9 protein-coding genes are annotated in these 11,382 nt (G+C 69.6%); 2 read left to right on the plus strand and 7 right to left on the minus strand.

Annotated elements, in window-relative coordinates; all coding sequences use genetic code 11:
- Position 1 precedes the first annotated feature (1 nt).
- A complete protein-coding gene (locus tag RALTA_RS15590; protein ID WP_012354371.1) occupies positions 2 to 1,486 on the plus strand; it encodes an efflux transporter outer membrane subunit in 1,485 nt (494 codons plus the stop codon).
- 155 nt (positions 1,487 to 1,641) lie between these two features.
- On the opposite strand, the gene RALTA_RS15595 is transcribed toward RALTA_RS15590, so the two are convergent.
- From RALTA_RS15595 to RALTA_RS15625, 7 genes are all read right to left on the minus strand, one after another.
- Complete coding sequence (locus RALTA_RS15595; RefSeq protein ID WP_041232233.1) at positions 1,642 to 2,481, minus strand: OmpW/AlkL family protein; 840 nt, start codon at positions 2,479 to 2,481, stop codon at positions 1,642 to 1,644.
- An 80-nt stretch (positions 2,482 to 2,561) separates the two neighbouring features.
- On the minus strand, positions 2,562 to 3,842 hold the full coding sequence (locus RALTA_RS15600) for a DUF2957 domain-containing protein (protein WP_012354373.1): 1,281 nt from the start codon (positions 3,840 to 3,842) through the stop codon (positions 2,562 to 2,564).
- A gap of 34 nt (positions 3,843 to 3,876) precedes the next feature.
- Positions 3,877 to 5,232 carry a DUF2957 domain-containing protein gene (locus RALTA_RS15605; protein WP_012354374.1) on the minus strand — a complete coding sequence of 452 codons (1,356 nt, stop codon included), beginning with the start codon at positions 5,230 to 5,232 and terminating at the stop codon, positions 3,877 to 3,879.
- 159 nt (positions 5,233 to 5,391) lie between these two features.
- Positions 5,392 to 6,342, minus strand: a complete 951-nt coding sequence (locus RALTA_RS15610) for a DUF1571 domain-containing protein (RefSeq protein WP_012354375.1) — start codon at positions 6,340 to 6,342, stop codon at positions 5,392 to 5,394.
- A 165-nt stretch (positions 6,343 to 6,507) separates the two neighbouring features.
- A complete protein-coding gene (locus RALTA_RS15615) occupies positions 6,508 to 7,491 on the minus strand; it encodes a TetR/AcrR family transcriptional regulator (RefSeq protein WP_012354376.1) in 984 nt (327 codons plus the stop codon).
- A gap of 272 nt (positions 7,492 to 7,763) precedes the next feature.
- Entirely contained in the window at positions 7,764 to 9,359 is a 1,596-nt protein-coding gene (locus RALTA_RS15620; RefSeq protein ID WP_012354377.1) for a GMC family oxidoreductase, read from the minus strand.
- Positions 9,360 to 9,366: 7 nt separating this feature from the next.
- Positions 9,367 to 9,972, minus strand: a complete 606-nt coding sequence (locus tag RALTA_RS15625; RefSeq protein WP_012354378.1) for a hypothetical protein — start codon at positions 9,970 to 9,972, stop codon at positions 9,367 to 9,369.
- 125 nt (positions 9,973 to 10,097) lie between these two features.
- Between RALTA_RS15625 and RALTA_RS15630 the strand changes: the two genes are divergently transcribed.
- Entirely contained in the window at positions 10,098 to 11,204 is a 1,107-nt protein-coding gene (locus tag RALTA_RS15630; protein ID WP_041232404.1) for an AraC family transcriptional regulator, read from the plus strand.
- Positions 11,205 to 11,382 lie beyond the last annotated feature (178 nt).

Below are 11,382 nucleotides of genomic sequence, written 5' to 3' on the forward strand. Positions count from 1 at the left end.
CATGACCAAGACTCTGACCACACTGCTGCTGGTGGCCGGCGTGCTCACGGGGTGCACGCTGGCGCCCCACTATGACCGCCCTGCCCCGCCGGTGGCAGACAGCTTCCCGACGGCGCCCGAAGGCTATGCCACCGCCGAGGTGAAGAGCGGCGAAACCCGCCGTGCCGCGGACATCGGCTGGCGCGAGTTCTTCCGCGACCCGCGCCTGCAGGCGCTGATCGCGACCTCGCTCGACAACAACCGCGACCTGCGCACCGCGGCGCTGCGCATAGAGGAAGCGCGCGCCACGTACCAGGTCCAGCGCGCCGACCTGCTGCCCACGGTGAATGTCAACGGCGGCTACACCCGGGCCCGCACCACGGCCGCCGAGGCGGCGACGGTGCTCGGGCAGCCGGGGGTGACCGAGGTGTACCAGGTCGGCCTGGGCATCTCGTCGTACGAGCTGGATTTCTTCGGGCGCGTGCGCAGCCTGTCCAATGCCGCGCTGGCGCAGTACTTCGCCACCGAGGAGGCGCGCCGCTCGGCGCAGATCTCGCTGGTCTCGGAAGTCGCCAAGGCCTACCTGGCCGAGCGCGCCTACGCCGAGCAGTACGAGCTGGCGCGCGACACCCTGAAGGCGCGCGAAAGCACCTACGGTCTGGCCAAGCAGCGCTTCGAGGCTGGCGCTACCTCGGCGCTGGACCTGCGCGACAACGAGTCGCTGGTGGCGCAGGCACGCGTCGCCGCGGCGCAGCTGGCACGCCAGCGCGCGCAGGCGCATAACGCGCTCGAAGTGCTGGTGGGCAAGCCCATCGGCACCATCGAGAACCTGCCCGAGCCGATGCGCCTGTCGGACGAGCGCATCATCAGCGATATCCCGCCGGGGCTGCCGTCGGACCTGCTCGAGCAGCGTCCCGATATCCGGCAGGCCGAGCAGCAGCTGCTGTCGGCCAACGCCAATATCGGCGCGGCGCGCGCGGCGTTCTTCCCGCGCATCTCGCTGACCACCAGCGTGGGCACCATCAGCCCGACGTTCTCGGGGCTGTTCGATGCCGGCACGCGCGCCTGGTCGTTCGCGCCGCAGCTGACGCTGCCGATCTTCGACTATGGCCGCAACCTGTCGAACCTGGATCTGGCCAACGTGCGCAAGAACATCCAGATCGCCAACTACGAGAAGACCATCCAGACGGCCTTCGCGGAAGTGGCGGACGCGCTGGTGGCGCGCGGCACGCTGGAAGACCAGGTCGCGGGCCAGGAGCAGGTGCGCAATGCCGAAGCCGCTCGCTACGAGCTGGCGCGGCTGCGCTTCCGCAGCGGCGTGGCCAGCTACCTGGACGAGCTCGATGCGCAGCGCCAGCTGTTCACCGCGGAACAGGCGCTGGTGCAGGCGCGGCAGCTGCGGCTGAACAATGCGATCGATTTGTACCGGTCGCTGGGCGGCGGCTTGCAGGAGAGCAGTGCGGTGGCGCAGCAGGCGCCGGCGCAACAGGGGACGGTGACGCAGTAGCGCCGCCTGTTGCCCTAACAAAAAAACGACGCGCCTCGGCGCGTCGTTTTTTTTGCTGGTGGTTCGCTCCCCTCTCCCGCTTGCGGGAGAGGGAGTACGCCGGCAGCGGTTCATGCGCTAAAGCGAGTGGTTTCGCCACTGGCTTTTTTTCGTCCTCAAAACTTATACGAAGCCGCCACAAAAAACACCAGCGGATTCGGCTCCAGCTTCGTCTTCGACGTCGACAGCACCGTCCCGTTGGCCGCCTTGATCGTCATCGTCGACGTGGTCTTCAGCGGGATATACGTCACCGCCGCCGTCAGCCCCCAATGCTCGTCGAAGTTATACGTGCCCCCGATATTGAAGACCGGCGCCCACGACGACGACGCATCGGCGCTGACCGAAGTCGGCCCCGGAATGCCCGCGCCCGCCGCGAGGATGGCGCCGAGGTTGTTGTTGACCGAGCTGGCGAAGGCCGGATTGACTTCGATGTTGGTAAAGAAGTTGTACGAGACGCCGAGCCCCAGGAATGGCCGGAAGCGCGTGCCCGGGTCCAGGAAGTGGTACTGCACCATCGCCGCCGGACTCCACTGGCGCGCCTTGGTGATGATCGGGTTCAGCGCCGGGTCGCCCAGGCTCTGGCGGCCAAGCGCGCCGGCCGGGCCGGGCGGGATCAGCTCGCCATGGCCATAGAGCTTGAACTCGGGCGGGATGCCGCCCACCGCGGTGATGGCGATATGGTCGGTGACGAAGTGGCTGAAGGTCAGCCCCAGCGTATTGGCGTTGGACGACGAGATGCTGCTGCCCGGCGCGGTGAAGGTCGACGGCAGCCCGAGCGGGTAGTTGATCGGCACGTCCAGCAGCGTGGTGGTGAGCGGGTCGCTCTGGCCGTGGGTCCGGATATGGAACCAGCCGGCCGAGACCACGTTGTCACCCTTCTTCTGGGCGTGGGCAGGCAGGGCGATGCTGGCCAGCGTGGCCAGCACCAGCGCAAGGGTCAGGCGCAAGGTCTTCATGTTGTGTCCCCGGGCAGTGAAGTCACTGTGATGCATCGATAAAGGCGCCGGGGCTGCGATGGCCCCGGGCCTGGGCCGGCTTATTGCACGAACGCGCCGACGGTGAAGTACGGGCCGCTGTCGCGCTGCTCCAGGAAGCCGAATACGCCGCCCGTGAACATCAGCTTGCCGGTCGGTGCCGAGCCGGCGGGCGCCTCGCGGCGCGAGGTGCGGACCACGCCGGGCACCTGCTGCGAGAAGTCGAGCCGGTACGGGATTGCCAGCGACGCATCGGACGGCCGGAACGGATCCATCATGGTCGCGGCGGCACCCACCAGCGCCGTCACGCGGTAGTTGAAGTTGCTGTCGACGCCGACGTATTCGCCGTTGACCGTGCCCTCGGTGACGGCCGCGGCGGGCGCCATCATGCCGATGCCAATCTCGTCGTCGGCGCCCAGGGGCCCGTTGGCAAGCGAGTCATTGGCATAGCCCACGCGGATCATGATCGGCACCAGCTGGCCGCGCAGCTTGCCGACGATCAGGTAGGCCTTGCCCAGCGTGCTGCCCAGCGTGGGCGGCTGGCTCTCGGCCTTGTAGTTGGTCGACAGCAGCGCGCCGCTGGGCTGCGGCACGAAGTTGTTGCCCTTGCGCTCGCAGCTGCCGCTGGCGTTGTCGCAGACCGTGAACGAGCCGTCGGCGGCGAGCGCCATGCGGTAGTCCTGCGCCACCAGCTTGAACTGCTTGGACGGCACTTCGTGGAAGCCGGTGCCGTTGTATTGGCCGGCGATCTTCGACAGGTCGGTCTCGGTCTGCGCGAAGCCGATGAACTGGAAGTACGGGAAGGTGGTATCCGGCACCGCGCCGGCGCCGAGCACGCCGTTGAACTGGATGCGCGCGCCGGGGATGGTGCCGCCCGCCACGCCTTCGCCGACGAAGAGCTTGGCGGGGCGGGCGGGGTCGAGGCTGGCGCCGCTCAGCTCGAACGCGCACTGGTTCAGCTTCTCGGTGGGCAGGCCGGTCTCGGCCTTCAGCGTGCCGCGCATCACGTTCAGGCCATTGGTGGGGTCGCTGCGCGTGGGCTGCACGGTGCCGGGCTGGCGCGGCACCGAGGAATCGAGGAAGGTCACCTGCCACGTCATGCGGGTGGTGTCGATCTGCACCTTGACCAGTTCGCCGGAGCCGGTGCCGCCGGTGAAGGTGGTGTTGTAGTCGAGCGAGGCCGGGCACAGGCGCGTCTGCGCGGCCGCGGGGGTGGCCGGGGCGTCGTCGCCGCCGCCGCCGCCGCAGGCGGCAAGCATGGCGGTCGCGGCCGCGGCCAGCGCGCGCGCCGGCACGGTCGATGGGCGCGGCGCCCGTGGCAGGTGGTTTCGTTGGGGCTGCATGGTTGTCTCCTCGTTGCTTTTGTCTGCGCTGCGATCAGGGCGCCGCCAGCACGCCGACACGGAAGGTCGGGCTGCTGCCGCCGGTGCCTGACAAGTGGCTGAACACACGGCCGCTCGCAATGAGCGCGCCGGTCGTGCCGCTGTTATCGGTGGTGTTCACCATGCCCGCCGCGGCCTGCGTGAAGTCGAGCTGGAAGCCGCCGGTCTGGTTCATCGTCATCGGGTCGAGCAGGTCAACGCGGGCGCCCTTGATCAGCGACGCGGTATAGGCAAAGTCGCTGCCCGAGCCGATATAGCCGCCGTCGAGCCGGCCGCTGGCGACGGTGGTGGCCGGCGCCATCAGCGCGAGCCCCGATTCATCGTCGACATTGACCGTCAGCGGCAGCAGCGAGATCTGCGCATAGCCGGTGCGCACCAGCAGCGGCACCAGCGCGCCATTGAGCTTGCCCACCACCATCAGCCCCTTGGCGCGGCTGGCGTTGCTGGCGGTAATGGCCTGGCTCTGGAACGACGGATAGCGGCGGCTGCCGTCGGCATTGCTGCTTTCGAACGCGCCGTCGGCGCTGCGCAGCTTCCAGTTGTTGCCGGTGCTGACGCAGCTGCCCGCCGCGGTGGTGCAGCTGCCGTCGGCGTTCAGCGTCTCGGTGGTCTGCGCGGTGGCGGGCGTGAAGTGGCTCTGGGCGGTCAGCGCGCCGCCGGAGGGCACCTGGTGGTAGCCCAGCAGGTTGTAGGTGCCGGCGACCCGGGCGAAATCGGTCTCGGTCTGCGCGAACGCCAGCACCGGATAGAACGGGAAGGTGGTCGCCGGGATCGCACCGAGGCCGAGCACACCCGGATAGGAAATGGTGGCGCCCGGGATGCCGCCGCCGGCGACGCCGTTGCCAAGGAAGATCACCGGCGGCCTGGCGCTGTCGATATTCGCTTGCGAGACACCGTCCGACGCCGTGGCGGTCTGCAGCGCCACCGCGCAGCGGTTCTGCTCGGCGGTGGGCAGCGAGGTCAGGTTGGCGAACGTGCCGGTGAAAGTCACGCCCGCGCGCGTCGGGCTGACGCTGCCGGGCTGCTTCGGCACCGGCGACTCGATGATTTCCAGCTGGTACGTGCGCGCCGCGGTATCGAAGCGCAGCCTGACCAGTTCGCCCGCGCCGGAGCCGCCGGTGAAGGTGGTGCCGTAGTCCAGCGCCGCCGGGCACAGCGATCCGGGCGGGCCGCCGATGGTGACCGGCCCCTGCGCCGGGCACGTGCCGGTGTCCGCGCACTGCGGCGGCGCCTGCGTGCCGGCGCGCGGCGTGTCCTCGTCGCCGCCGCCACCACCGCAGCCGGCCAGCGCCGCGGCAACACTCACCCCTGTCACAACCAAAGTGCTGCGCCAAAGCCTCGACATGGTCATTGCCTGTCTCCTGTTTTTCCTGCGACCCCTGTTGCCGGATCGGTGGTCCGGCTCTGCGTCCGGATCCTGTCGTGAGCGGCGACTGTCGCCGCGCGCGGGTTTCAGCGTCAATAGAGCGGCCGTTCCAAACGGGCGCGGCCGCGCGCGGCGCGTGCCGCTTCAGAAGCGATACTCGGGATTGGCCGGGTCGAACGCCGCGGCCTCGAAGGTCTTGCGCACCAGCTTGTCGAACACGATCTTCTCGACCATGTTGCCGTCGGCATCCCATGCGGTTTCGACGCGGATGTAGGGATGCTTCAGGTCCAGCATCAGCTGCACCCGCTTGGCGTAGTACTGTGGCGCGCCGGCCGGCAGGTCCCAGGTCAGCGCCACCATGCGTACGCCCTGCTCCTGCACGATCTCGGCCTTGCCGTATTTCTCGGACAGGCCGGCGGCGCGCAGCGATTTGGCATCACGCTCGAGCATCGACAGCACGTACTGGAAGCCCAGGTCGCGCACGGTATGGTTGGACTGCGAACGCGCCAGCGAACCATCCAGCGCGATCCACATCGAGGTAAAGCCCAGCACGCCGCCCAGGTGGCCGTACATCTCGTCCTTGCGGCGGGTCTCGTCATAGAGGATTTCCTGGCCCGCCTGCGCCCCGCCCGGCAGCCACTTCGCATAGAGCTGGCGCGGCGCATGGCGGTAGCGGATCTGCATCTTCGCGGGCTGCTCCTGCCACTGGCCGTTGAGCCGTTCCTGGCGCGACATCCAGTACTCGTACTCGGGATAGCGGTTCATCTCGGCGCGTGCCCATTTCAGCAGCGCATCGGGCTGCAGCGCCTGGAACACGGCCAGCACCTGCGCATCGGACAGGCGCGCGAGCTCGCCGCTGGCGACCTGGCGCGAGAACAGCGCGGCCTGCTGGGCCGAGGGCAGGCCGTCATAGGCGGTGCCGGTTGTGGCGGCAGCGGCGGAAGCTGCGGCAGCGCTGCCCGGCTGGGCCATGGCCGCGGGCGGATATGCCAGCGGCACGGCCAGCAGGCCGATGATGGTGCCCGTGACGGCGGCAAGGCGGCGCAGTGTGTTCGATGGTCGGTTGGATGGTCGGATCGGCGGATGGATAGACACGGCAGCTTCCTCCTCAAGACGGGCAAAGCGGACAGGGTCACCGCAGCGCTGGCGGGCGCACGGGGTCCACGGGGCCGCAGCGCGGCCTCGCTGGTTGGATCGACGGTTTTGGTTGCGTGAGCGCGGCGGCGCCGTGCCGGCGGTAACCGGCGGCGGCGCGCACCGCTATGTCCTGGAGCGCATTCGCATCCAGTCATCCAGCGGGTTGCTGGGAAAGCTCACGGTGTGCTCGCGCGCGCGCACCGGCACGCTGGTCACGGCGGCACGCTTGGTGCCCGCGTTGCGCACGATGCGTGCGCTGGTGCGGGCCTTGCCGAGGGCGGCGGCATGGCTGGCCGCGTCGCCCATGGTGGCCGCGGTCGCGGCCACGCTGGCATCCGGGTCATTGGCGGGCTGCGTTGCCAGGCTGGCGGCGCGCTCCCCGCTGTGCTGCCCGCCGTGCTGCTGCTCCGCGCCCAGCTCGAACACCGATTGCAGTGCCGAGAGCTGGTCCGCGCCGGGCTGCGCCACGTTCAGCACGGCCTCGACCATCGCGGTGAGCTGGGCCAGCACGTGCGCATCGCTCATCTGCCGGCCCTGCGTGAACGCGGGCAGCAGGCTGGCCAGTTCTTCGCCGGCGAGCACGCCGGCCAGCGCCTTGAGCGCGAACTGCAGGCGCCAGCCCAGCTCGTGCCGCGGCAGCGCCGGAATGGCGCGCGCGAAGGCATCGAAGAAGCGGCCGTACACCGGCGCATAGTGCTCCAGCAGGTATTGCTGGATAAAGGGCGAGGTATCCGAATACACGCGTCCCAGCAGCCGCAGGAACGACGGCCCGCCTACCGCCGGGTCGCGCGCCATCTGCAGCGCGGGCACGAACAGCGCGCCCATCACGTGTTCGCAGCGGATGGCGTGGCCGGGCCAGCGCGCTTCGCACGCATCGAGCAGCGCCAGGCGCCGCGCATTGAGCGGGTCCAGGCGCCGGCTCAGCACGGCGTGCATCATGATGTCCTTGCTGCGGAAGTGGTAGTTCACGGCGGCCAGGTTGACGATGGCGCGCGACGTGACCTGCCTGAGCGAGGTGGCTTCGTAGCCGACCTCGGTGAACAGCTTTTCCGTGGCGTCGAGAATCCGGGCCTTGGTGTCTCCTGCCGAGCTTTTGCCGGTCTTCATGGGGGCGCTTCTCTCTTCTGTACCGCGATAAACCCCTGTGCAATTGGCTGCGCTGTCCGCTCCCTGCTCTGACGGCATACGGATGCTTGAAACAGCTGTACGAAGCCTATCCACGGCTTCGGGCGTTTCACAAGCGCTGAATTGGAATGGACATTCTAAAAACCGATGTTGTGTGGGCGATCGCACCGCATTGTCCGCCGCGCCATGCAACGGGCACGCTGGCCGCCTGCCTGCGCAGCCAGACAAGGCAGTGCCGGCTTCGCGCGAATCCATCATGACGTGAGGTTTCGCGCCAGCGCGTCGGCGTTCTGCGCGCTCAGCGCGAACACCGACAATTGCGGATTCGCGCCCACGCTGGTCGGGAACACCGAGCCATCGAACACCGACAGGTTGGCCAGCTGGTGATGGCGGCCGCGGCTGTCGACCACGCCGCCGCGCGGGTCGTCGCTCATGCCGCAGCCGCCCATCAGGTGCGCGGTGAACAGCGCGGTGCGGAACGGCTTGAGCGGCAGCCGCGCGATGGCGTCGCGCGCTTCGGGCCAGCTGCGGTACTCGGCGGCGTCGAGGTGCGCGGGCCGCACGCGTTCGGCACCGGCGGCGAACTGTGCCTGCGCCATGCTCAGCCACGCGCGCCGCACGCCGTCCCAGGCGTAGTCGGTCATCTCGTAGTCCAGCAGCGGGCTGCCGTCGGGCGCCAGGCGCACGCGCCCACCCGGGCTGTCCGGCACGAAGCCGTCGCGCAGCAGCGCCAGCATGGCGTTGGTGTTGGGCAGCTGCGCCATATCGCGGCGCAGCGCGTCGCCCACGCCGTTGACCACGCCCGCGCTGATGCCGGGGAACATCGGCGGCACCTCCAGCTTGTAGCCCATCGGCCCGGTCGCGCCGTGCTGCCACTGGAAGTGGTCGGAGGCAATCGACTGCGGCGCGCCATAATACGGATCAATGCGCTCAGGCATCTTGGCGATGCTGATATTCACCGGATGGATAAACGTGCGCAGGCCCAGCCGCTGATGCGGGTCCGGTACGCGCGAGCGCAGCAGCAATGCCGGCGTGTTGATGGCGCCGCCGGCGGCGACCACGTGCCGCGCGCGCACGACCACGGCGATCCCCGTGGGCGTATACCCGTCGGCGCCCAGCGCCTCACCGGTGACCGAGCGCACGCGTTGGCCGTCGTGGTCCAGCGTGCGCACCCGCACGCGGTGCACCAGCGTTGCGCCGCTGGCCAGCGCCGCGGGAATGGTCGAGACCAGCATCGACTGCTTGGCGTTGACCGGGCAGCCGAAGCCGCAATAGCCCGAGTTCCAGCAGCCCTTCACGTTGCGCGGGATCACGTGCCATTCCCAGCCGAGCGTTTCGCAGCCGCGCCGGAGCACGTCGTTGTTGGGGTTGGGCGCCATCGCCCAGGGTGCGATGCCCAGGCGCGCTTCCACCTGGTCGAACCATGGCGCCATCTCGGCCTCGCCGTGGCCGGTGACGGCGTGGTGCGTGGCCCAGTGCGCCAGCGTCTGCGGCGGCGTGCGGAAGCTGGACGACCAGTTGACCGTGGTGCTGCCGCCGACCGCGCGGCCCTGCAGGATGGCGATGGCGCCGTCGGCGGTGGTGCGCGCCGCGGCTTCCTGGTACAGCTCGCGGTAGGCGCGGTTCTCGTCCATGTCGCGGAAGCTGTCCGAGGTGCGCAGCGCGCCTTCTTCGAGCAGCACCACGCGCAGGCCGGCACGGCTGAGGGCTTCGGCGCTGATGCCGCCGCCCGCGCCGCTGCCGACGATGACGACGTCGGCATCGAGCGTGCGCGTGGTGGTGAAGGTGGAGGCGTCCAGTACCTTCCAGCCGGCGGCGATGCCGGCATCGTAGAGATTGTCGATGGCCATGGCGGGGTCAGGCGTGCAGCGCCCGGTAGATGGCCGCATTAGGGCCGGGATAGCCGCAGCCGGCCCAGGCCGCCGGCAGCGCGTAGTAGCCGACGCTGGCGAGCTTGACCAGCACCACCGCGCCGGCATTGAGCGTGGCCAGGCGGCTGGCGCGCCAGCGCGCCAGGAAGGCCTGCACCTGCGCCGGCGTGGCGGCGCTCCAGTCCTGCCGGATGCCGGCCAGCGCCCAGCGCAGCGGGGTGCTGGCCAGCAGGCCGAACAGCTTGCGCAGCTCCGCCTGCGCGCCCGCGGCCATGGCGGCGCAGGTGGTGTCGATATTGCGCAGCGCGTCGTGCGCCAGCGCGGCCTGGCGCGGCGGAGGCGCTTCGGCCAGTTCGGTGACGATGGCCGGCAGCAGCGCGCGGAACATCGCCACGTCGTCCGGGCGCAGGAACGACATGCCCGCCTGCGGGGCGGGATCGGCGGACGAGCAGCCGGCCAGCGACGGCACCAGCGCGGTACACGCCAGCGCGGCCGAGAAGCCAAGGCCCACCTTGAGGAAGCCGCGCCGCGTCAGCGCGTGCAGCGCATCGGCTTCGGCCACCGCGCGGCGGTGATGAGGGTTGGGGCGCATCGGGTCTCCTTGCGTCAGTCTCTTGTCATTGCTCTGCGGTGCGGGCGGGCAGGCCCGCATTGACGCTACCCGGAGTTTGGATAAAGATCGGTGCCCGGTCTTGATCCCGCATGACAGGTGATTTGATGCCACGCGCCACTCCGCCCGATGGCGATGCCAGTGCCGGTGGTATGCAGGCCGGCACCGGGTCTGACACCACATCCGGCACCACATCCGGCACCGTCTCGCTCGCCTACCTTCGCGCCGTGCTCGACCACGGCGAGCGCCAGGGCATTGCCCCGGCCGAGCAGCTGTGCGCCGTCGGCGTGCCGCCGGCGTTGCTCGACGCAGGGGCGCATGCGCAGACCGCCACGCGCATTCCCGGCGCAACCTATCTCGCGCTGCTCGACTGGCTCGAGCAAGCCACCGGCGATGCCGATGTCGGCCTGCGCGCCGGCGCCGCCTTCGCGCCCCGCCACTATGCCGAGATGGGCTACGTGGTGCTGACCACGCCCACCGTGCGCGACGCCATCCTGCAGGGCATCCGCTATGAAGTGCTGGCCAACGACATCGGCGGCACGCACCTGGCCGAAACGCCGCAGTCGGCCTGCATGACGTGGGCAGCGCGGCACGGCCCGCTGTCGCGCCATGCGCACGAGCTGCATATGGCCACGTGGGTGGTGTTCGCGCGCTGGCTGATCGGCGACCAGCATGTGGCGACGCAGGTGGAGTTTCCCCACGCCGCTCCGGCCGATACCCGGCTGCATGCCGAGGTGTTCGGCTGCCCGGTGGTCTTCAACGCCGGGCGCCATGCCATGCATATCGAACGCGCCCTGCTGGACCTGCCGTCGCTGCAGGCCGATGCCGGCATGCAGGCGCAGATGACCCGCATCGCCGATTCGCAGCTGCAGCAGATCGTGCCCGCGGGCGCCGACGCGCTGGCGCAGGCGCGCGCCTGCATCCGCGCGCGGCTGCCGCAGGGCGAGGTGCCGATCGCCGACGTCGCCGCGCAACTGGGCCTGCCGGTGCGCACGCTGCAGCGGCGGCTGCAGGCACAGGGCATCAGTTATTCACAGCTTGTGGATAACGTACGGCAGGCGCTGGCGCGGCAGTACCTGGCCGAGCCCGGCCTGAGCCTGGCGCAATGCGCGATGCGGCTCGGCTATTCCGAACAGAGCGCCTTCACCCATGCGTTCAAGCGCTGGACCGGTGAAACGCCGCACGGCTGGCGCCGCAAGGGCCGGACCGCCTAGCGCCCGTTTGTTGCGCGCGCGCCTTCGCCATCGGCGAAGCCCCGAAAAAATCCTGCGGTTTCAAACGCGCGCGGCGAGCCTCCGTGGCAAGCGGCGATGCGGCCCCCTGGCACTGTTTCATGTGCACCAGACGCCGCTGGAAATCCCGAAAAATTAGAACCATCCTTCGATTCACGGC

It is taken from the genome of Cupriavidus taiwanensis LMG 19424 (genome assembly GCF_000069785.1).
GTDB lineage: Bacteria > Pseudomonadota > Gammaproteobacteria > Burkholderiales > Burkholderiaceae > Cupriavidus > Cupriavidus taiwanensis.

Excerpts from the sequence above, each read along its gene's own strand:
- RALTA_RS15600 (WP_012354373.1), bottom strand. The coding sequence starts at position 3,842 with ATGCAGCCCCAACGAAACCACCTGCCACGGGCGCCGCGCCCATCGACC.
- RALTA_RS15590 (WP_012354371.1), top strand. The coding sequence starts at position 2 with ATGACCAAGACTCTGACCACACTGCTGCTGGTGGCCGGCGTGCTCACG.
- RALTA_RS15630 (WP_041232404.1), top strand. The coding sequence starts at position 10,098 with ATGCCACGCGCCACTCCGCCCGATGGCGATGCCAGTGCCGGTGGTATG.
- RALTA_RS15595 (WP_041232233.1), bottom strand. The coding sequence starts at position 2,481 with ATGAAGACCTTGCGCCTGACCCTTGCGCTGGTGCTGGCCACGCTGGCC.
- RALTA_RS15620 (WP_012354377.1), bottom strand. The coding sequence starts at position 9,359 with ATGGCCATCGACAATCTCTACGATGCCGGCATCGCCGCCGGCTGGAAG.
- RALTA_RS15605 (WP_012354374.1), bottom strand. The coding sequence starts at position 5,232 with ATGACCATGTCGAGGCTTTGGCGCAGCACTTTGGTTGTGACAGGGGTG.
- RALTA_RS15615 (WP_012354376.1), bottom strand. The coding sequence starts at position 7,491 with ATGAAGACCGGCAAAAGCTCGGCAGGAGACACCAAGGCCCGGATTCTC.
- RALTA_RS15625 (WP_012354378.1), bottom strand. The coding sequence starts at position 9,972 with ATGCGCCCCAACCCTCATCACCGCCGCGCGGTGGCCGAAGCCGATGCG.